The following is a 20,851-nucleotide window of genomic DNA, read 5'->3' as shown; positions in this document are numbered from 1 at the left end:
CGGCGGTCGGGCAACGGCCGGTCGGACGGCGGCCGGTCGGGCGGTAGGCGGCAGGCGGTCAGGCGGCGGCGAGGAAGTCCCGGACGGTCCCGGTGAACGCCGCGGTCTCCTCGGCGAGCACGATGTGGCCGGTGTCGAACTCGGCGTAGGCGCTGCCCGGCAGGGCGTCGTGCAGCCGCCGGGCGTTCTCCACCGGGACGGTGGCGTCCTGGGTGCAGCCGATCACCAGCGCGGGGGCCTGGACGCGCGGGAGCAGTGGCGAGAGGTCCAGGCCGAGGTTGAGGGCGATGTGCCGCAGGGTGCCGGAAGTCGGCCGCATGTAGGCGGTGTTGGCCTCGACGGCGGTGCGCCCGATCCGGTCGAGGAAGCCGCGGCTGAAGGCGGTGAGGGTGGCGTAGCCGCCGAACGCGGCGGGGTGGCCGGCGAGCGAGAGCCAGGTGGCCATGGAGAGCCGCAGGTACTCGTCCTGTTCCGCGCTGATCCAGCCGGCGGCGGCGACCAGGCGGCGGACCCGCCCGGGGTGCAGGGCGGCGGTCGCGGTGGCGACGACGGCACCCAGGGAGAAGCCGAGGACGTCGGCGGGGCCGCGGCCGGCGTCCGCGATCACGGCGGCGACCTGGGCGGCGAGCGCCTCCAGGGTGAGCGGCGCGCCGTCGTCCTCGGCGGACTCGCTGCCGGAGAGGTCGGGCAGCAGCACCGTGTAGCGGTCGGTGAAGGCGTCCAGCAGGCCGTCCCACATGGCGGAGCCGGGGCCGGTGCCGTGCACCAGGACGAGGGTGTCGGGGCCGTCGCCGACCACGCGGTAGGGGATGCGGGCGGTGCCGATGGTGATCACGGGCATGGCGGGTCCTCTCGATGGCGGGTCAGAAGGCGTGGCGGGAAGGGCCGGTCGGCGGATCCGGGCCGGCTGGCGGCACAAAAAGTAAACTACACAGTGCAGAGCAGTGATTCAACTGCACCGTGCAGTTCACTTCGGAAGTGTGGGAACGGTGAGGGAAGGAACGGGGAACGCAACTGCCCGTGCCCGCCCGCCGTCCAAGCAGTGACGGAATGCCTGCCCGGGTTGAACGCCGGGAGGAGTGCGGAGGGGCGCTGTGCAGTCAGGTGGTGCCGAACTGAACGTCGGATGCCCGGGCGGCGGCCCCTGGGGCGCGCGGGTCGCGCCGGTCCGGCGGCCGGGAGCGGAGCCGGGGGTGGCGATCGATCAACTCGACGCCGCCGAGCGCTGCGAGACGCTGCTCCAGGACACCCTGGACGCCGTCCGTCCGGCGCCGGTCTGGCAGGGATCGGTCCCGCGGGCGGGGGCGCGGCTGCCGCTGCCGGGGCGCGGGTCGGAGGCGCTCTGGTACGTCACCCGGGGCCGGGACGTCCTCACCGTCGTCTCACTGCCCCGCCGGGCGGTGCTGGTGAACGTGGTGGAGCGGCACTGGCGTCGGCGCGGCTGGACGATCACCTCGCTGAACGCGAGCCGGGAGCGCCCGGGCGTCGCCGCGGCCACCCCGGACGGCTACCGGCTGGCACTGCGCTTCGGCGAGGCGGGCGAGGCCGGGCTGACCGCGGGGTCGCCCGCGGTGGCCCGCTCGGAGCGGGGCCCGGTGCTGTCCGGGAACGCCGGCCACGGCGCGCCGCCGCTGCCGTACGTGTGCTGTTCGTACTGGAGCGCGCTGCTGTAGCGGACGGTCGGGCGAGCTGACGGGCCGGCGAGGGGGACCGGGGGAGGCGTGGAGCGAGTCCCCCCGGACTCGCTCCACGCCGCCTCGTCGCGCGGCGTCGGCGCTGCCGCTCCCCCCGACACCCCGGCACACCCGCCGTTTCCCCCCTGGCAACACCCTCCGGCGAGAGCGGTCCGCACAGGCCCCGGCGAGCCCCCACCCCCGGGGACGTCGTTGATCTCACGCTAACAAACCGCGTGGTTGGTTTGTCAATAGTGAAATCCATGAAACATCCACAATGTGGTGAACGCTTCGGACTGGTCCGAAAGGCCCTGGACCTGGGAGTTGTGGCCCCGCCAGGATGATCGGGGTGCTGAACGCCCCGCCCGGACGGCGGCGGGCGACACTCTGGAATCCGACATTCCGAGCATCATGGCAGCACGCAGTGACACCGGTCGAGCGCCCAGCGCAGCCGGAGGCGCGACGGGGAAAGGCCGGGAACGGGCGGGAACGGGCCGAAGAGAGCGAGACCGGGCAGGACCGGGCGACAGGCGCTCCGACGGGCTCAGCGCAGCAGCCGGCGCTCCTTCGCCACCGCCACCGCGCCCGCCCTGGTGTCCACGCCCAACTTGTCGTAGATCCGGCCGAGGTGGGTCTTCACGGTGGCCTCGCTGATGAACAGGGCCCTGGCGATCTCCCGGTTGCCCAGTCCCCGGGCCAGCTGTCCGAGGATGTCCTGCTCGCGCTCGGTGAGCTGTGGCGCGGGCGTCCGCATCTGCGCCATCACCCTGGAGGCGACCGGCGGCGAGAGCACCGTCCGGCCCTGCGCGGCCGCGTGCACGGCGGCGAACAGCTCCTCCGGCCGTTCGGCCTTCAGCAGGTAGCCGGTGGCGCCCGCGGCGATGGCCCGGGTGATGTCGGCGTCGGTGTCGTAGGTGGTGAGCACCAGGACGTGCGGCCCGCCGGGGGCGGCGGTGATCCGCCGGGTGGCCTCCACCCCGTCGATGCCGTCGCCGAGTTGGAGGTCCATCAGCACCACCTGCGGTGCCAGCAGGGCGGCCAGCGCGACGGCCTCCTCCCCGGTGCTGGCCTCGCCGACCACCTCGATGTCGCCGGCGCTCGCCAGCAGCGCCAGCAGTCCGGCCCGCACCACGGCGTGGTCGTCGCAGACCAGCAGCCGGACGGGAACCGGCCGGACGGGAGTCGTGCTCATCGGCGCTCCAGACGCATTCGGTGCTCCAGGTTCATGGCCGCTCCAGCCTCATCGCTGCTCCAGGCTCCTTGCCGCTCCGGACCCATCGCCGCCCCGGACCACGGGTGTTCCGGGTTCGTCGTGTTCCGCGTTCACCGGTGTCCGAGGGGGATCGCGGCGGAGACCACGGTGCCCTCGCCGGGAGTGCTCTCCACGGTCAGCCTGCCACCCAGCTGCCGCAGCCGGGCCCGCATCGCCGGGAGGCCGTAGCCGCGCCCGCCCCCGGTGCCGGCCGCGTCCTGGTCGAAGCCCTGCCCGTCGTCGGCGATGTCCAGCACCGCCTGGTCGCCGAGGAAGGACAGTGTGAGGGCGGCGGCCGAAGCCCCGGCGTGCTCCCGGACGTTGGCCAGCGCGCCCTGGGCGATCCGCAGCAGCGCGGCCTGCGCGGCGGTGGGCAGCGACACCGGCGTGCCGTCCAGGTGGAAGCGGACCGGCAGGCCGCTCTCGGCGGACTCCCGCTCGGCCAGCGCCCGCAGCGCCTGGTCGAGGGCACGGCCGTCGGAGAGCTCCGCCGGGGCGAGGTCGTGGACGAAGCGGCGGGCCTCGGCCAGGTTCCGGGCGGCCACCTCGGTGGCGGTGCGGACGTGGGTGCGGGCGGTCGCCGGGTGGGTGTCCCAGGTGCGCTCGGCGGCCTGGAGCAGCATCTGCTGGCTGGACAGGCCTTGCGCCAGGGTGTCGTGGATCTCCATCGCCAGCCGCTCGCGCTCGGCCAGGGTGCCCTCCCGCCGTTCGGTGGCGGCGAGTTCGCGCCGGGTGCGGACCAGGTCCGCGATCAGCGCCCGCTGCCGGGCGGCCTGCCTGGCCATGAAGAGGAAGACGCCGGTGGCGAGCCCGGCCACCGCGGGCGGCAGCAGCACGAGGGTGGCGTCGGCGCCGCCGGGCAGCCGGATCTCGGCGATCACGACCAGCAGGGTCAGCGCGCCGACCAGCGGGATGGCCGCCTTCGCCGGCAGGGCCCGCAGCGCGGTGTAGATCAGCGGGACGGCGCACCAGGCGAAGCTCGGCGCGAGCAGCACCAGCACCACCCAGAGCACCACCACCAGGGCCGGTGGCCACCGGCGTTGCCTTCCCCGGGCGGGCGGCCGCCGGTGGGCCAGCCAGGAGCCGGCCGGCTGGGCGACCGCGAGGGCGGCGCTCAGCCCGATCACCCAGGGCGCCTGCGCGCTGCCGGAGTGGTGGGTGAGGTAGCGGCTGAGCGAGGCGGCGAGCAGCAGCAGGAAGGCGGAGTCCAGCAGCAGGGCCAGCCGGGCCGCGTCCGGATCGCCGGCGTCGGGGCCGGCGTCGGGGCCGGGGCCAGGGCCGGGGACGTCGGCACCGGGGACGCCGCGGCGGCCGGCGGGGCGGGGCTGCTGCACGGGTGTCTCCTGGCTGGACGGGTGGTGCGTGCGCGGTCGGCGCCGGCCCGTACCGGTCGTCCCGGCCGTCCCGGTCCGCGTCGACCTGCGCCGACCTGCGTCGATCCATCGATGGTGACCCGTCCGGCCCGGGGCCGCATCAGCCGATCGGTTGACACCGCCGTCCACCATCATGCCCGGCCGCTCGCGCCGGACCGCCGATGCCGCGGGCCGGGCCCCGGACGGAGGATCGAAGCACGCCGCCGGGCGGTCCCCCGACGCTGCGGCGGCCCCCGAACCCCCGTCCCACCCCGCAGATCCGCTGAGGAGCTGGACCATGAAGAAGACCTCCGTGCGCACCCGGGTGCTGACCGGCACCGTCGTCGCCGCCGCGCTCGCCGCCACCGTGGGCGCCGTCTCGGCCAGCGCCGAGTCCTCCGAGACCCCGGTCGTCCCGGCCGCGGCGAAGGCCGACACCCAGAACAAGAACCTGGCCGCGAGCAGCGGCCTGACGATCGACGCCGCCACCCGCGCCGCCCAGGCCGCCCTGGACGCCGCCACCAAGGCCGGCCAGCACGTGTCCGTCGCGGTCGTCGACCGTGACGGTGTCACCCGGGTGCTGCTGAAGGGCGACGGCGCCGGCCCGCAGGCCCCGGTCTCGGCCGAGCGCAAGGCGTTCACCGCGGTGTCCTGGAACGCCCCGACCTCGGAGCTGGCCAAGCGCCTGGCCCAGGCCCCGAACCTGAAGGACATCCCGGGCACCCTGTTCCTGGCCGGCGGCGCCCCGATCCAGTCGAAGGGCGCCCCGGTCGCGGCCGTCGGGGTCGCGGGCGCGCCGAGCGGCGACCTGGACGAGCAGTTCGCGCAGGCGGGCATCGCCGAGCTGGCGAAGTGACGCGGGCCCGGCCGGTCGGCCCGCCCCGCGGACGGGGAGGCCCGGCCGGCCGGGTCATTGCCTCCTTCGGGTGAACGCCAGAAGGGTCGCCGCAGAACACGGGATGACCCTTCGAAAAGCCGGTGCCGCTGTCAGTGGCGCGTGGCAGGCTTCCCGGTATGACGGCGTGGACCCTCAACGACATCGAACGTGCGATCCGCTCCTCCTGGGGTGTCGACACCTGTGCGCCCGAGGATCTGGCCCACTGGCGTCCCGACAATCCGGCCCGCGGCCAGTGCGGGGTGACGGCGATGGTGCTGCACGACCTGCTCGGCGGCGAGCTCATGATGGGCGAGGTGTACGTCGACGGGGTGCGGACGGACCTCCACTGGTGGAACCGCTTCGCCACCGGCTTCGAGATCGACCTCACCCGCGAGCAGTTCAGCCCCGACGAGCTGGTCGGCCCCGGCCGCCCGGTCGCCCGCCCGGCCCGGCCAGGCCGGCTCCAGGCCCAGTACGAGCTGCTGCGCGGCCGGGTGGTCGCCGAGCTGGAGCGCGGCGCGGCCGCCGGCCGCACCCGGATGCCGGCCCGCGCCTGCGCGTAGGCGCGGGCCCTCCGTGGGCCTGTCGTCCGGCTTGTCGCCCGGCCTGCCGGCCCCCTGACGTACAGTCGGCCGTACACGAGCGGGTGCGGCGAGGGGAACACGCGGATGACCGGGCGGACGATCGGCTTCGTGGGGCTGGGCGCGATGGGGCAGGGCATGGCCGGCAGCCTGCTGCGGGCCGGCCACGCCGTACGGGTCTGGAACCGCTCGCCCGAGCCGGTGGCCGCCATGGTGGCCCAGGGCGCCGAGGCGGCCGGCTCGCTCGCCGAGGTGTTCGCCGCCGACACGGTGGTCTCCATGCTGGCCAACGACACGGCGGTGGAGCAGCTGCTGCTCGACCCGGACCTGCTGGCCGGTGCCACGGCGGCCCTGCACGTCAACATGGCCACCGTCTCGCTCGCCCTCGCCGAACGGGCCGAGGCGCTGCACGCCGAGCACGGCGTCGGCTACGTCGCCGCGCCCGTCCTCGGCCGGCCGCCGGTCGCCGCGGCGGGGCAGCTGAACATCCTGGCCGCGGGCGCGCCCGGGCTGCTGGCCCTGGCCGAGCCGCTGTTCGCGGCGATGGGCCAGCGCACCTGGCAGTTCGGCGAGAGCCCCCGGCAGGCCAACACGGCCAAGATCAGCACCAACTTCCTGATCGCCTGCGCGATCGAGTCGATGGCCGAGGCGTGCAGCCTGGCCGAGGCGCACGGCGTCCGGCCGACCGACCTGGTCGAGATGCTCACCGGCACGCTCTTCCCGGGGCCGATCCACACCGGCTACGGCTCGATGGTGGCAGAGCGCCGCTACGAGCCGGCCGGGTTCCGGCTGCCGCTCGGGCTCAAGGACGTCGGCCTCGCGCTGGAGGCCGGGGCCGCGCGCAACGTCCCGCTGCCGTTCGGCAGCATCCTGCGGGACGCCTTCCTGGACGCGCTGGCCCACGGCGACGGGGACAAGGACTGGGCGGCGGTCGCCGCCGTCGCCCGCCGCCGGGCCGGGCTGCCCGACTGACGGTCCGGTCGCCCGGCTGCCCGACCATCCGGCTGCCGGGCACCTGAGCGACTCGGCCCGGCTGTCGGCACCGGCGCGGAATACCCGGCGACCTACGGCTGCTCACTCCTGCGCTCGCACCGTACGTACGAAGAAGGAGTTCTGATGATCCATCAGTCGACCGACGCCCGGGCGTCGCGCCGTTTCCTGTTCCTCGACGCCAGTGCGCGCCCCGACGGCAACTCGGTCCGACTCGCCCGGCTGGCCGCCGAGTCGAGCCTGCCAGCCGGCGCCGAGCAGCGCTGGCTGCGACTGGACGACCACCCACTGCCGCCCTTCCGGGACCTGCGGCACACCGGTGACGGCGGCTACCCGGAGCCGGCCGGCCACGGGCGGACACTGCTGGACGCCACCCTGGCGGCCACCGACCTGGTCTTCGTCGCGCCGCTGTACTGGTACTCGCTGCCGACCAGCGCCAAGCTCTACCTCGACCACTGGCTGGGGTGGATGGGGGTGCCCGGGCTGGACTTCCTCGCCCGGATGGGTGGCAGCACGCTCTGGGGGGTCACCGCCCTCGCCGCCGACGACGACAAGGCCGGGCCGCTGATCGACAGCCTCCGGCTGACCGCCGAGTACATGGAGATGCGCTGGGGCGGGGTGCTGCTCGGCAACGGCTCCCGCCCGGGCGAGGTGCTGGACGACGAGCGGGCGGTCGTCGCGGCCAAGTCCTTCTTCGCGGGCTGACCCCGCGGGCCGCCCCCGGCAGGCCCGGCACCGTACATCCGCCGCGCGCCGCCGGGGGGGCGCGCGGCACCGCCCCACGGGCGTGTACCCGTCACTCGCCGGTCATCTTTCGGCAAAACGCAAAAGCCTTGTGATCGGCCAGAGTTGGACGATTCGGACAGGGCTTTTCGGCATCCTCGCCGCAGTGTGCCACCCGCCTTCCGGACCGGTCGGATCGTTCGGTACTCTCCGTCGCACTTTCAACTTCGCGGGGGGTACGCGGCGTCTGCGGCCGCCCTCTCGCGCCCGGGCCTCGCCCGGACACTTCCGTGAGGTCTCCCTTGTCCATACGTCGCAGTCTTGCCCTTGCCGGCGCCGCCGCGCTCGCATCCTCACTCGTGCTGGCCGGCGCCCAGGGCGCCATGGCCGTCGGCACCACCGGCACCCCCTCCGCCGTCGCGCCGCAGGCCGACAAGGCGTCGCACGCGAACCTCGACCTCTCGCTGAACGGCGTGCCCGGCACCTTCATCGCCGGCGGCGACGCCCGCGAGTTCACGTTCAAGATCGACAACCGGACGAAGCACGACTTCGTCTTCATCCCGCTGCTCAAGTTCAAGAACAAGGCGGGCTCGCTCCAGGCGAAGGACCTCAAGGTCCAGTACCGGCTGCCCGGCGGCGAGTGGCAGACCGCGGTGGTCGCCCCCGACAAGAGCGGCGAGAAGAACGACTCCGTCCTGATGATGCTCGGCACCCTCGACGCGGCCGGCAACCCGGTCGCCGACGACCTGCTCGGGGTGAACCGGGGCAAGAACGTCCCGATCAAGGTCCGGGCCTCCTTCGCCGACGGCGCCCCGCTCGGCCGGGCCGGTGTCGTCCCGGTCGTCTTCGCCGCCGAGCTCGACGACACCACCCACCAGCCGGTCGACAACGGCCACCTCAGCTGCGACGGCGGCGTGGGCTTCGTCATCAAGGCGCACGGCGGCAAGCCGAGCCCGACGCCCACCGCGACGAACACCGGCAAGCCGAGCCCGACGCCGACCCAGACCGGCAAGCCCAGCCCGACCGCGAGCAGCTCTCCGTCGGCCACCGCGACCGCCACCTCCACCGCGACGCCGACGGAGAAGCCGACCGAGACGCCCACCGGCAAGCCGACCGAGACCCCGACCGAGAAGCCCACCGAGAAGCCCACCGAGAAGCCGACTGAGAAGCCGACCACCCCGGCCACCGGTGAGCCCTCCGGCTCCGCCACCACCCCGGCCCCGGCCGAGAGCAGCGGCGACACCGCCGGCCCGATCGACTTCCCGGTGGAGCCCCCGGTCATCACCCCGCCGCCGCTGACCCCGGCCGCCGTGGACAAGGCCAAGGCCGCCGCGGACGGCAGCGACAAGGCCCTGGCCACGACCGGTGGCGGTGACCACACCACCGCCATCGCGGCCACCGGCGGCGCCGTCCTGCTGGCCGGTGTCGGCACCCTCGTGGTGCTGCGCCGCCGCAAGGCCGGTCCGCAGGGCTGAACCGAGGCGCGCCGAACCGAAGCGCGCTGAGCAGTAGCGCACCCCCCGTGCCGCCCGCACCGTCCACCGGACGGAACCGCGGGCGGCACGGGCGGTTCGCCTCCGTCACATAGGATGTCCGGCCGGAGGGGGCGGAACGGCGGGGAGAGAACAGGTGCGGGAAGCGCGCACGGCACGGGCCACCACCGATTACGAGTCGGCGACCGGGCGAATAGCGGGACTTCCGCTGCGGAGGCACCACGTCCTGCTGACCGGCTGGACGGTGCTCTGGTTCTTCCTGGTCGAGCCCAGCGGCGGATTCTCCTGGCACTACCTGCGTCAGGGCGAGCAGCTGCTCTTCAGCGGCCAGTCCGACGGCGGCCTGTCGCTCTACGCCCATCACCCGGAGCTCCAGATCGGCCCGGTCAGCCTGGCGGCGGCCCGGCTCACCGCCCCGTTCGCCCCGCACACCGGCGAGCTGATCGCCGAGGCGGTGAGCGTCGGGCTCGGCCTGGTGATGCTGGTCGTGGTCGGCCGCACGGCCGCCCTGTACTACCTCGGCACCGGGATCAACCACCGCCGGCTCCAGCAGCGCCTGCTGATCGCCGGGCTGGCGTTCATCCCGATGTGGGTCGAGGTCTCGGTCCGCTTCGCGCACCTGGACGACGTCCTCGCGCTGTTCTTCACCACCCTCGCCGCGCACGCCCTGGCCCGCGGCAAGCCCACCCAGGTCGCGGTCTTCCTCGCGCTGGCCGTGGACTCCAAGCCCTGGGCGATCGCCTTCGCCCCGCTGATCCTGGCGCTGCCCCGGCCCGCCTGGCTGCGCGCCGCGCTCTGGTTCTGCGCCCTGGTGGCGATCGCCTGGCTGCCGTTCTACCTGGGCAACCTGGACACCATGGCGGCCGCCAAGTTCACCATCCCGAACCAGCCCGCCTCCGCGCTGCGCTGGTTCGGGGTCACCGACCCGGCCACCCCCTGGTGGGACCGCCCGGCCCAGTTCGCGCTCGGCATCGGGCTCGGCTGCTTCGCCGTCTGGCGCGGCCGCTGGCCGGCCGTGGTGCTGCTGGGCGCGGACGCCCGCATCCTGCTCGACCCGAGCGTCTACACCTACTACACAGCCTCGATCCTGCTCGGCACCCTGCTCTGGGACGCGGTCGGGCAGAAGCGGCTCGTCCCGTGGTGGAGCTGGATCGCGCTGGCCGCGCTGTACGGCGGCACGCTGCTCCTTCCGTCCGACTCGGCCCGCGGCCTCGTCCGGCTCGCCTTCGTGGTGGTCTCCGCCGTGTACGTGCTGTTCTGGCCCACTCAGCGTTCGCGCCGCCGAGGCGGACCGGGCGACGGCGTGGGTGCCGGGCGCCGGGGCGGCCGGCGGCGCGAACGGGAGCCGGCGGGCGCCGGGGTCTGAACAGGGGGCGCACCCGCGCCCGGCACCCGCGCTCCACCGCCGTCCCGCGCCGTCCCGCGCCCTCACCGGTCGCTCCGCGCACGGCTTGACCCTCACGCGACGTGAGAGCCGAGGGTGGTGGTCAGCACCAGGGAGGAACTCCGATGACCAGTGAGGGCTACTCGGTCGGCGCCGTGGCGAAGACCGCCAAGGTGACCGTCCGCACCCTGCACCACTACGACGAGATCGGCCTGCTGTCCCCCGCCGGCCGTACCCGGTCCGGCTACCGCCGGTACGTGGACGCCGACCTCGACCGGTTGCAGCAGATCCTCTTCTACCGAGAACTCGGGTTCCCCCTGGAGGAGATCGCGGCGATCCTGGACGACGACTCGGTCAGCCCGACCGAGCACCTCCGGCGGCAGCACCGGCTGCTCACCGACCGGATCGGTCACCTCCAGGAGCTCGCCGCAGCCGTCGAACACGCCATGGAGGCACGGAGAATGGGCATTCAGCTGACCCCGGAGGAGAAGTTCGAGATCTTCGGAGAGGGCTACCAGGAGGACTGGGAGCAGGAGGCCGGGCAGCGCTGGGGCGACACCGCCGCCTGGGCCGAGTCGCAGCGCAGGACCGGCGGCTACTCCAAGGCCGACTGGCAGCGGATCCAGGAGGAGATGACCGGGCTCGACGCCCGCCTGGCCGGGGCGCTCGCCGCCGGCGAACCCGCCGACGGCACGGTGGCCACGGACCTCGCCGAGGAGCACCGGCAGCACATCTGCCGGAACTTCTACGACTGCACGTACACCATCCACCGCGGGCTGGCCGGGCTGTACGTCTCCGACCCGCGCTGGACCGAGGCCTACGAGAAGACCGCGCCGGGCCTGGCGCAGTGGCTGCACGACGCGATGCTCGCCAACGCGGACCGGCGCGAGGGGCGGTAGGCCCCGCCGGACGGCCCGCGTTCAGGCCGGCCCGCTTCAGGCCGCCCCGCGTTCAGGCCGCCCCGCGTCCGAACGAGCGCCGGTAGGCGGTCGGGGAGGTGCGCATCACCCGGCCGAAGTGGTGCCGGAGAGTCGCGGCGCTCTCGAAGCCGACCGCCGCGGCGATCTCCTCGACCGTCCCCTCCGGTGACTCCAGCAGCGGCAGACTGGCCGCGACGCGCTGGGTGACGACCCAGCGCATCGGGCTGGTCCCGTTGCGGGCGGTGAAGTGCCGGAGGTACGAGCGGTCCGACATCCGTGCGGCGCGGGCCAGTTGCGAGATGGTCAGCGGGGACGCCAGGTGGTCCAGCGCCCACCGCATGCTGCGGGCGACCCCGTCGTCCTCCTCCTCGACCGGGCGGACCGCCGCCTCGACGAACTGGGCCTGTCCGCCGTCCCGGTGCGGTGCCACCACGAAGCGGCGGGCCACCGTGTTGGCCACCTTGGCGCCGTGGTCCCGGCGGATCAGGTGCAGGCAGAGGTCGATGCCGGCCGCGCTGCCCGCGCTGGTGAGCACGTCGCCGTTGTCCACGTAGAGCACGTCGGGGTCGACCAGCACCGAGGGGTGGCGCTGCTGGAGCAGTTCGGCGTACCGCCAGTGGGTGGTCGCCTCCCGGCCGTCCAGCAGTCCGGCGGCGGCCAGCGCGAAGGCGCCCGAGCAGATCGACACGATCCGGGCGCCGCGCCCGTGCGCGGTGCGCAGCGCCTCGACCAGCCCGGGGGAGACTTCGCCGCCGAACGCGTTCGGCACCCCGGGGACCACCACGGTGTCGGCCGCGGCGAGTTCGTCCAGCCCGTGCCGGGCGGTCAGCGTGAAGCCGCCGACCGCCTCCAGCGCCGTCCCCGGCCGGTCGGCGCACACCTTCAGCCCGTACCAGGGCGTCGCCAGCAGCCCGGCCAGCTCCGGCCGTGCCAGCCCGAACACCTCGACCACCACGCCGAGTTCGAACGGTGCCATGCCGGGGAAGGCGTACACCGCGACGTCGTGCACGGGCTCGGGGCGCCGGCCGATGCCGACGGCCACCGGCCGCGACCCGGCGGTGCCCCCGGCCGTACCCGGGGCTCCGGCGTCCGTACCCGGAGCTGCCCCGGCCGTACCCGGGGCGCGGGCGGCACCGACCGGGCCCTCGACGTTCTGCGCGGTCATGCGAACCCCCTGCTCACGGGTGGCGGAATGCCGGTGAGTGTAGCCGTCCCGACCGCTTCGGAAATTTCTTCGAACCCGCCTGCAACCTTCACTTCCGCCACACGTCCTTGGGTACGGGGGCGGAGAGGACCGGGCCGGGGGCGGCTGGGAGGATCCCCCCGATCACGATCTTGATCAGGTGACCTGACGGGGCCGGCGTGCGCCGTCACCGTCCCGGGGGAAAGCGGAATCGCACATGTCCATGGCCATCGGGCCGACTGCCGGACAGACAGGGGGCCGCGGCTTCTCCGTCCGGGGGATGGCCGCCGCGCTGTTCGGCGCGCAGGAGGCCGGCGAGCCGCTCGCCGGTGTCGTCACCGAGCAGGAGGCGAAGCAGCGCCGGTCCGGGTTCCGGCTGCTGCGCGGCGGCCGCAGGCCCGCCGAGGACCGGCCGACCCTGACCGACCTGTACCACGCCCACCGGCTCGGCCTGGTCCGGATGGCGGTCCTGCTGGTCGACCACCAGGACCTGGCCGAGGACGTCGTCCAGGAGGCCTTCACCCAGCTCTACCAGCGCCACGGCGAGGAGCTGGACGACCTCGACAACGCGCTCGGCTACCTGCGCACCTCGGTGGTCAACGGCGCCCGCTCGATGCTGCGCCGCCGCAAGACCGCCCGCGAGTACGTCCCGCCGCACGTGGCCGACGCCCCGTCCGCCGAGGACCACGCGGTGCTCAACGACGAGCACCGCCGGGTGCTGGTCGCCCTGCAGGAGTTGACTCCCCGCCAGCGTGAGGTACTGGTGCTGCGCTACTGGTCCGACATGTCGGAGGCGCAGATCGCCGAGACCCTGGGACTGTCCCGGGGCGCCGTGAAGTCCACCGCCAGCCGCGCTCTGGACGCCTTGGAAAAGCACCTGGAGAAGGTTCGATGACCGACAGACTCCCCCGCCGCATCGGCGGTGACGGCGACGGGCCGGCCGAGACACCGACGGAACGGCTGCTCCGCGAGGCGATGACCGCCCGGGCCTCCGGGGTCACGGCGACCAGCCTGCGCCCGGCCGCTCCGCCGAAGAGCCGGATCCGCCGGCTGCGCCCGGTGTACGCGGTCACCGTGCCGCTCGGCCTGGCCGCCGCCATGGCGATCGGCGTGCTCACCTTCCACGGCGAGCCGGTCGCCCAGAAGGAGGTCCCGCCGCCGGCCGCCACCCTGACCGGCTCGCCGAGCCCGGCTCCCGAGCCGACCGGCACGCCCAGCCCGACGGCCACCCCCACCGACCCGGGCACCCCCGGCGGCGAGCCCGTCACCGAGGTCCCGCCGGCCGAGGTCCCGCTGGCCGAGGTCCCGCTCGCGGAGGGCTCCTCGCCCCCCGCCCCCAGGACCACCAGCCCCCCGGTGACCGGCGCGGCGAGCTCGTACACCCTCCGGGGCGTCAGGTTCAGGGTCCCGGCGGGCTGGAGGGCCGTGCCGGTCGCGGCCGACCGGGTCTGCGTGCTGAGCCCCGGCGCGCCGGCGGACCCGCAGCAGAACTGGTCGCAGTCGAAGTGCGAGCCGTACGGCGTGCTGGTCGTGGCCTACAACAGCGCGGAGGAGACCGAGGGCGGTGCCTGGCCCACGATGGCCGACCTGGGCTCCGAATCGGGCTGGGGCCACCAGCCGAACTGCCCGGTGTGGGGCCGCCCGTACACTCCCGCCGGCGGCTACTCCTCGGTCGGCGCCCCGGTGCTGACCAAGGACATCGTGGCCGGGAAGACGATCGACAAGACGCAGTGGCAGGTGACCTGCCGGCCCGGCGACACCTTCACGGCCCAGATGTGGGGGCTGAAGTCGGACCAGGTGTACGTCGTGGCGAACGGGCTGAAGGCCGAGTACCAGCCCGCCCTGGTCTCGATCCTGGACACCCTGGACGTCAGCGGCCACCAGCCGCCCGCGTCGGCACAGACGAACGCGAACGCCGTCACCGTCACCGTGGACGGCCTCGTCACGGGCCAGCAGGTGCCGAACGACGGAACCCCGACGACCTTCTCGGTCACCTTCAGGAACACCGGCAGGACCGACTACGCCCAGGTGACCCCGGTCGTGGTCGCCGAGTCGTACGCGGGCGGCCAGCCGGCCGTGCGCGGCACCCTGGAACGCCAGGACGGCACGGCCTGGACCCCGGTGGACCTCAACCGGCGTGCCGTGGGCAAGCCGGACGTCGAAGGGAGCTTCGCGCTGCCCGCCGGGCAGAGCGTGACGCTGAAGTACCGGATGAAGCTGACCAAGGAGGACGGCGCCGGGGTGATGCCGGTGGTCGCGGAGGCCCTGCTGATCCCGGCCGAGGGCGTGCCCGACGTCCTCGGCGAGCGCAGCGTCCCGCTGCGGGTGACCGCGAAGTAGCCTGCCGCGGGCCCTCGTCGAGGCGCCGTGACCTGTGGTTCTCCCCGGTCGCGGCGCCTCTCGGCGTTCCGGGGAAGGCCGCGGAGAACATCCCGGACCCGGCTGCCGGCCGCAACCCCACGGCGGGACGGACGTGGTGGCGGACCGGCGCCGATGACCGAGGGCCCGGCCTCCCACTGCTCGGGAGGCCGGGCCCTCTCGGGTGCCGGTTGTCAGGCGCCGGTTGTCAGGTGCCGGGGCTCAGGCGAGCGAGGCCATCCAGGCCTCGACGTCCTCGGAGCGGCGGGGCAGGCCGGCCGAGAGGTTCTCGTTGCCGTCGGCGGTGACCAGGATGTCGTCCTCGATCCGGACGCCGATGCCGCGGTACTCCTCCGGCACGGTCAGGTCGTCCTGCTGGAAGTACAGGCCGGGCTCGACGGTCAGCACCATGCCGGGCACCAGCAGCGCGTCGACGTGCTCCTCGCGGCGCGAGTGGGCGCAGTCGTGGACGTCCAGGCCGAGCATGTGGCCGGTGCCGTGCAGGGTCCAGCGGCGCTGGAGGCCGAGCTCCAGGACCTTCTCGACGTCGTACACCGAGGCGTCCAGCAGGCCCCAGGCGAGCAGCCGCTCGGCGAGGACGCGCTGCGAGGCCTCGTGGAAGTCGCGGAACCGGGCGCCGGGCTTCACCGCGGCGATGCCGGCCTCCTGGGCCTCGTACACCGCGTCGTAGATCGTGCGCTGGAGCTCGGTGAACCGGCCGTTGATCGGCAGGCTGCGGGTGACGTCGGCGGTGTAGAGGGTGTGGGTCTCCACGCCCGCGTCCAGCAGCAGCAGCTCGCCGGGACGCACGTCGCCGTCGTTGCGCACCCAGTGCAGGGTGGTGGCGTGCGGGCCGGCCGCGGCGATGGTGCCGTAGCCGACGTCGTTGCCCTCGACCCGGGCGCGGCGCCAGAAGGTGCCCTCGATCCAGCGCTCCGAGGTGCTGACGGCCTGGCCCAGCTCGCGGACCACGTCGGTGAAGCCCTTGACGGTGGCGTCGCAGGCGGCGCGCAGCTCGCCGATCTCCCACTCGTCCTTGACCAGCCGCAGGCCGCTCAGGAACTCCTTGAGCCCGGCGTCCCGGTCGGCGTCCAGGGCGTCGGCGAGCGCGTCCTCCAGGCCGGCGTCGTAGCCGCGGACGAGCCGGGTCGGCACGGCGGAGTCCGCGGCCTTCGCGGCCAGCTCCTCGGCGGCCTTGCGCACGTCGCGGGCGGGCAGGCCGAGCAGCTGCTCCTGCTCGTTCAGGCTGTGCCGGCGGCCGACCCACAGCTCGCCGTTGCCGTCCAGCCAGAACTCGCCGTCCTCGCGGTTCGAGCGGGGCAGCAGGTAGAGCGTGAACTCGTGGCCGGCCGCGCCGGCCGGCTCGCCGACCAGCACGGCGTCCTCGGTCTGGTCACCGGTGAGGTGGACGTACTCGCTGGCGGCGCGGAAGGCGTAGTCGCAGTCGTTGGAGCGCACCCGCAGGTTGCCGGCCGGGACGACCAGACGCTCGCCGGGGAAGGCGGCGGACAGCTTGGAGCGGCGCTCGGCCGCGTACGGGGCCTGGGCGACCGGGGCGAGGCCGTGCAGCTCGGTGTCGGCCCAGCCGGACTTCATCGAGTCGGCCAGCGCGTCGGAGATCTCGCCGTAGAGGCCGTTCTTGCGGCCCTTGGGCTGCTCAGCCTCCTCGCCGCCCTCGGCCTCGGGGTTCTCGGCCACCGCGGGGGTACGGTCCTCGGTCACGTGCAACGCCTCCTTGGGGGTGGTACCGCCGCCCCTCGGGGGAGGTGTCGGATCGCGACACGCGCGGGCGGCCGTGCGTCCATGGTACGGACGCCCGGCCGCTCGTCTGTTCGGGCCCGGTCGGAGCGGTCCGCGGGACGCCCCGGAGCGGGCTCCGGCCGCCCGGAGCCCGGCCCGGGCTCAGTCGAAGCGGGCCGCCAGCAGCATCAGGTCGTCGGTGTCCGCGCCGACGGCTTCCGGGGCCGGGCAGACGGCCAGCAGGTGGGCGCAGAGCCGGTCCGGGTCGATCCGCACGTCGCGCGGGGCGTCGGCGGCGGCCCGGCGCAGGTTGGCCTGCCCGGCGTGCAGGGTCGGGCCGCAGCGACGGGCCAGCCCCTCGGTGTAGAGCAGCAGGGTGTCGCCGCGCTCGGCGGTGAACTCCACCCCGGGGGCCTCCCAGCAGGTCAGCATGCCGAGCGGGGCGGAGAGCGAGGTCTCCACGAACTCGGCGCCGTGCCGGCCGACCAGGACCGGCGGGCAGTGCCCGGCGCCGGCCAGGGTGATCCGGCGCTCCTCGGGCTCCACCCAGGCGTAGACGGCGGTGGCGGTGCGGGTCGGCTCGGTGGTCTTGAGCAGCAGCTCCAGGTCGCCCAGGACGGAGACCGGGTCCTCGCCCTCCAGCACCGCGTACGCCCGCAGCGCGGCCCTGATCCGGCCCATCGCGGCGGCCGCGCCGGGAGCGGAGCCGGGGCCCGCGCCGGGGCCGTCGCCGGAGACGGAGCCGACGGTGAGGCCGATGGTGCCGTCCGGCAGCGGGATCGCGTCGTACCAGTCGCTGCCGCTGGAGCGGTCCAGCCCGGCCGGGGCGATCCGGGCGGCCAGCCGCAGCCCGGCCGCCTGGGGGAGCCGGTCCGGCAGCAGGCCGCGGCGCAGCGCCTCGGTGGTGCGCGAGATCCGGTCCGCCTCCAGTTGCTTGGCGAGCAGCGGGGAGGCGATCTCGCAGTAGTGGCGGGCGAGTTCGCGCTGGCACTCGGTCGGCTCGGCGGGCTCGTCGTAGAACCAGAGGGCGGCGGCCAGCGGGCCGTCCTCTGGGGTGGCGAGCGGCAGGCCGAAGGCGCCGCCGAAGCCGAGGTGGACGGCGAGTTCGCGCAGCCGGGCGCCGATGGCCGGGTCCTCGGCGAGGTCGCGGGAGTGCAGCTGGGCGGGCCGGTCCCGTTCGCGCAGCAGCCGGGCCAGCAGGCTCTGCTCGGTCGGGACGGTCTCCAGGGCGCCGAGGCTGGCGCGGTCGAGGCCGTGGCCGACCGGCTGGCCGGGGCCGCCGCCGGGCAGCCTGGTGACCAGCATGCCGCGGCGGGCGCCGAGCAGGGCCGCGCCGGAGGCGAGGACGGTGTCCAGGGTGGCGGCCAGACCGCGGGTCCTGGCGAGCCGCTCGGTGTGCTCGTGCAGGCTGGTGATATCGGACAGACGTCCGGCCAAACGGTCCTGCACCGCGGCGGACGGCGCCGTGCGGTCGTCCGTCGTGCCGTTGTCCGTCGTGCGGTCGCCCGCCGTGCCGTCGGGGGCGGCGGCGGGGCCGGTCCGTCCCGGCGGGTCGAGGACGGTGAGCCCGCCTGCGCAGCCGGGCTCGCCCGGTTCGGCGGTCGTCGTCGAGGGGAGGGCCGTCGACGGGTGGGACTCGTTCATGCCGCCACTCCTGACGCGGTGCTACGTGCCATGCGAGACCCCCAGATAGGCCGATGTGGAGCGAGCACGGCCAAAGGGCGTGTTTCGCCTCGATTCGCTACTACTCGTCATTGATCGACAGCAATGCCACCACTTCTACACAGGCCATTCGGGGCATGTCCAGATCCAGGACGAGGCCGGTGCCCGGTTCCGCGTCCAGCGTGACCCGGCCGGGGGCGCGAGGGGGTCGTGTGCGCGCCGCACGGGCCCGGAGGCATGGAGCGGACCGCGAGCGGGCAGAACGGGGAGGACGGCTCGGGCGGCCGTCCGGATCGTATGTCCGTGCCGCCCGCGAGCCGGGCCGGCCGGAACTCTCTCACTCGTACGGTGGAACCAAGCGCGCCCGGGCGGCGTCCATCCGGTCGCGTACGGGATTCTCGTTCCAAGGGCTGTGCCGGTGCGCGGCCCTTCATGTCGTGCTCCACACCTGTGCCACGTCGTAGCCGCGCCGTCCGCCCAGCCGCCCCGCCCCGCCCCGCGCCGCCCGGGGCCCGCGCCGCGGCGGGCCCGCGCGGAGGATCCCGACGGACGCCGACGGGTCGGAGCGAAGCGAGCGGTCAGGGAAAGGAACGAGCGCCATGCGTGAGAACCCGAAGGACCGGTCGGAGGAACGCGCCGCCCGGCTGACCGCGGCCCTGACGGCCGCCGTCGACCACCGCTGGCCCGTGGTGCCGGGCGCCGTGCTGCGCGACGGCTGCTGCTCCTGCGGCGACCCGGACTGCACCGTCCCCGGCGCCCACCCGCACGACCCCTCGCTGCTGGCCGCCACCACGGACGCCCGGATGGTGCGCTGGTGGTGGGAGCGGAAGAGCCCGGACGCACCGGTGATCGTCGCCACCGGCCCCACGGTCTCGGCGGTCAGCCTGCCCGCGGCGGCCGGTGCCCGGGCGCTGGTCTACCTGGGCGCGCTGCGGCTGCCGCTCGGTCCTGTGCTGGCGATGCCGGGCCGCTACGCACTGCTGGTGGCCCCGTACTCACTGGACGTGCTCGGTGAGATGCTCGCCCAACTCCCTTGGGTGCCCGGGTCGTTGCGCTACCACGGGCCCGGCGGCTTCCTGTCGCTGCCGCCCGGCGGCGCGGCCGGGCCGGTGCGCTGGGTGCTGGCCCCGCGGCCGGGCGCCGGCGGCGGGGTCTGGCTGCCGCAGGTCGGGCCGCTGCTGGGGGAGTTGGTGGAGGCGACGGTCCGGTTGAACCACGGACGTTCGGCCTACTGAGGATCACCGGAACCGGGCCGGCATCGGGGCCGTCCACCGGGGTGTTCCGGAAAACAAAAGATCCGGCCGCTGGCGACGGGGGATGCACCAGCGGCCGGACTCTTTAGACAGTAACAAGGATCCGCGCCCGCGCCAATTTCCAAGACGCCCTCCACGCCCGGAAATTGCGCGTTCAGCGCGACAATGTGACGCGTATCACGCGGATCCTGCGCGCTTTAGTTCAGGGTGACCTGACGGTTCACCAGGTTCGCGCGGGAGCGCCGCTCCTCGGCGGTCAGCGGGGTTCCGTCGGCGAGTACGGCGACGAGCCGCTCGGCGAACTCGGCGGCCGGCTTCTCGCAGTCGGCGGCGGTCATCGTGAGCGGGAGGTCCCACACCGGGACGGTCAGGCCGTGCGCGCGGAAGGAGCCGACCAGGCGGGTGTCCTGGCCGAGCGAGGCCTCGCCGGCCGCGTTCAGCCGGGCCAGCGCGTCCAGCAGCTGCTCCTCCGGCACGGTCATCACCCAGCGCAGGTGGTTCTTGTCCGGGGTGCCGCACCAGTAGGCGGCGTCGACGCCGGCGAGCTTCTCGGTCGGGATGGCCGAGGCGTTGGCGCGCTCCAGGGAGGCGGCGACCTCACCGGTGGCGGACTCGGCGTCCTCCAGCCAGAACTCGAATCCGGTGTGCACCACGGGCTCGAACCCGGCGGTGGTGTCCAGCAGGTCCTGGAGGCGGCGGCCGCCGGGGACGGTCCTGCGGGCCGGCACCGGGCTGCCGGGCTCGGTGGCCAGGGCCAGCTCCAGGGCGTCCGCGAGGTCGCGGCTGAGGTCGCCGGAGGCGGACTGGGTCTGGAGGCCGAGCAGGACCGAGCCGTCCTGGCGGCGCAGGGCCGGCCAGGCCAGCGGCAGCACGGTGGCCAGCGTCACCGACGGGACGTCGCCGCTCGCGCCCTCGGCCACCCCGGCGGCCAGCTTCAGCGGCACCGTGGCGGCGGGCACCAGCTCGCGCAGCGCCACCCAGTCGGCCTCGCCGGGCAGGCCCTCGAACGGGCGCTGCACCAGCTCCTGCACCGCGTGGGAGGCCTCCCGGCCGTGACACGCCTTGTACCGGCGGCCCGAGCCGCAGGGGCAGTCCTCCCGGGCCCCGACCACGGGGATCTCGCCCGTGACGGCGGTGGTGGACTGGCGCTGCGGCGCCTTCTTGGCGGCCTTCTTGCCCATGGTGCGGCTCTCCCGGGAACGGTGGTCCTGTGTTCCGGGAAGCCTAACGACACATTCCCCGGGCCCGGCTCACGCGCTACGGGCATCGCCTCCGGTGCGCCGGGCGTGCCGGGCCCTGGCGGGCAGCGCCGCCCAGACCGTGACCTCGCCGGGCGCGTCGCGCACGCCCCAGTCGCCGGCCAGCTGGTCGACGATGCTCAGGCCCCGGCCGCCGCGCGAGGTCAGCGAC

At 74.6% G+C, this 20,851-nt stretch carries 18 protein-coding genes; 11 read left to right on the top strand and 7 right to left on the bottom strand.

Features of this window, described 5'->3' with window-relative positions:
* Nucleotides 1-58: 58 nt before the first annotated feature.
* Complete coding sequence (locus BU198_RS02035) at nt 59-841, bottom strand: alpha/beta fold hydrolase (protein ID WP_188295070.1); 783 nt, start codon at nt 839-841, stop codon at nt 59-61.
* Between the two features lie 352 nt (nt 842-1,193).
* Here BU198_RS02035 and BU198_RS02030 point away from each other — a divergent pair, with 352 nt between their 5' ends.
* Entirely contained in the window at nt 1,194-1,673 is a 480-nt protein-coding gene (locus tag BU198_RS02030; protein ID WP_188295069.1) for a hypothetical protein, read from the top strand.
* Between the two features lie 544 nt (nt 1,674-2,217).
* Here BU198_RS02030 and BU198_RS02025 read toward each other — a convergent pair.
* Nucleotides 2,218-2,865, bottom strand: coding sequence for a response regulator (locus BU198_RS02025; protein WP_188295068.1), 648 nt, complete (start codon nt 2,863-2,865; stop codon nt 2,218-2,220).
* Between the two features lie 131 nt (nt 2,866-2,996).
* Complete coding sequence (locus BU198_RS02020; RefSeq protein WP_411293126.1) at nt 2,997-4,259, bottom strand: sensor histidine kinase; 1,263 nt, start codon at nt 4,257-4,259, stop codon at nt 2,997-2,999.
* A gap of 316 nt (nt 4,260-4,575) precedes the next feature.
* Between BU198_RS02020 and BU198_RS02015 the strand changes: the two genes are divergently transcribed.
* The 7 genes from BU198_RS02015 (at nt 4,576) to BU198_RS01985 (ending at nt 11,224) form a co-directional block, all read left to right on the top strand.
* Nucleotides 4,576-5,133 (top strand): GlcG/HbpS family heme-binding protein, encoded by a 558-nt coding sequence (locus BU198_RS02015; protein ID WP_188295067.1) that lies wholly within the window; start codon nt 4,576-4,578, stop codon nt 5,131-5,133.
* A gap of 158 nt (nt 5,134-5,291) precedes the next feature.
* Nucleotides 5,292-5,717: a hypothetical protein gene (locus BU198_RS02010; protein WP_188295066.1), complete on the top strand. Its 426-nt coding sequence runs from the start codon at nt 5,292-5,294 to the stop codon at nt 5,715-5,717.
* Nucleotides 5,718-5,822: 105 nt separating this feature from the next.
* Complete coding sequence (locus tag BU198_RS02005; RefSeq protein ID WP_188295065.1) at nt 5,823-6,707, top strand: NAD(P)-dependent oxidoreductase; 885 nt, start codon at nt 5,823-5,825, stop codon at nt 6,705-6,707.
* 144 nt (nt 6,708-6,851) lie between these two features.
* Nucleotides 6,852-7,430 carry a flavodoxin family protein gene (locus tag BU198_RS02000; RefSeq protein WP_188295064.1) on the top strand — a complete coding sequence of 193 codons (579 nt, stop codon included), beginning with the start codon at nt 6,852-6,854 and terminating at the stop codon, nt 7,428-7,430.
* Nucleotides 7,431-7,750: 320 nt separating this feature from the next.
* Nucleotides 7,751-8,923 carry an LPXTG cell wall anchor domain-containing protein gene (locus BU198_RS01995; protein ID WP_188295063.1) on the top strand — a complete coding sequence of 391 codons (1,173 nt, stop codon included), beginning with the start codon at nt 7,751-7,753 and terminating at the stop codon, nt 8,921-8,923.
* Nucleotides 8,924-9,077: 154 nt separating this feature from the next.
* Nucleotides 9,078-10,307, top strand: a complete 1,230-nt coding sequence (locus tag BU198_RS01990) for a hypothetical protein (protein ID WP_411293125.1) — start codon at nt 9,078-9,080, stop codon at nt 10,305-10,307.
* 143 nt (nt 10,308-10,450) lie between these two features.
* Nucleotides 10,451-11,224 (top strand): MerR family transcriptional regulator, encoded by a 774-nt coding sequence (locus tag BU198_RS01985; protein ID WP_188295062.1) that lies wholly within the window; start codon nt 10,451-10,453, stop codon nt 11,222-11,224.
* Nucleotides 11,225-11,276: 52 nt separating this feature from the next.
* On the opposite strand, the gene BU198_RS01980 is transcribed toward BU198_RS01985, so the two are convergent.
* Nucleotides 11,277-12,410 carry a helix-turn-helix domain-containing protein gene (locus BU198_RS01980; RefSeq protein WP_188295061.1) on the bottom strand — a complete coding sequence of 378 codons (1,134 nt, stop codon included), beginning with the start codon at nt 12,408-12,410 and terminating at the stop codon, nt 11,277-11,279.
* A 235-nt stretch (nt 12,411-12,645) separates the two neighbouring features.
* Between BU198_RS01980 and BU198_RS01975 the strand changes: the two genes are divergently transcribed.
* Both BU198_RS01975 and BU198_RS01970 read left to right on the top strand, forming a co-directional pair.
* Nucleotides 12,646-13,323, top strand: a complete 678-nt coding sequence (locus BU198_RS01975) for a SigE family RNA polymerase sigma factor (protein WP_223243802.1) — start codon at nt 12,646-12,648, stop codon at nt 13,321-13,323.
* A complete protein-coding gene (locus BU198_RS01970) occupies nt 13,320-14,768 on the top strand; it encodes a hypothetical protein (protein ID WP_188295060.1) in 1,449 nt (482 codons plus the stop codon). The genes BU198_RS01975 and BU198_RS01970 overlap by 4 nt, the downstream gene beginning before the upstream one ends.
* A gap of 240 nt (nt 14,769-15,008) precedes the next feature.
* Here BU198_RS01970 and BU198_RS01965 read toward each other — a convergent pair whose 3' ends face one another.
* Both BU198_RS01965 and BU198_RS01960 read right to left on the bottom strand, forming a co-directional pair.
* On the bottom strand, nt 15,009-16,508 hold the full coding sequence (locus BU198_RS01965; RefSeq protein ID WP_188295059.1) for an aminopeptidase P family protein: 1,500 nt from the start codon (nt 16,506-16,508) through the stop codon (nt 15,009-15,011).
* A 180-nt stretch (nt 16,509-16,688) separates the two neighbouring features.
* Nucleotides 16,689-18,170, bottom strand: a complete 1,482-nt coding sequence (locus tag BU198_RS01960; RefSeq protein WP_188295058.1) for a PP2C family protein-serine/threonine phosphatase — start codon at nt 18,168-18,170, stop codon at nt 16,689-16,691.
* Nucleotides 18,171-18,787: 617 nt separating this feature from the next.
* Between BU198_RS01960 and BU198_RS01955 the strand changes: the two genes are divergently transcribed.
* A complete protein-coding gene (locus BU198_RS01955) occupies nt 18,788-19,423 on the top strand; it encodes a bifunctional DNA primase/polymerase (RefSeq protein WP_188295057.1) in 636 nt (211 codons plus the stop codon).
* 215 nt (nt 19,424-19,638) lie between these two features.
* Here the strand turns inward: BU198_RS01955 and BU198_RS01950 are convergent, their stop codons facing one another.
* Nucleotides 19,639-20,622 carry a DUF5926 family protein gene (locus BU198_RS01950; protein WP_188295056.1) on the bottom strand — a complete coding sequence of 328 codons (984 nt, stop codon included), beginning with the start codon at nt 20,620-20,622 and terminating at the stop codon, nt 19,639-19,641.
* Nucleotides 20,623-20,851: the final 229 nt, after the last annotated feature.

This window comes from Streptomyces sp. CBMA156 (assembly GCF_014596515.1).
Lineage (GTDB): Bacteria > Actinomycetota > Actinomycetes > Streptomycetales > Streptomycetaceae > Kitasatospora.
The sequence above is the reverse complement of the archived record's forward strand: the minus strand, read 5'-3'. Positions and strand labels throughout refer to the sequence as shown.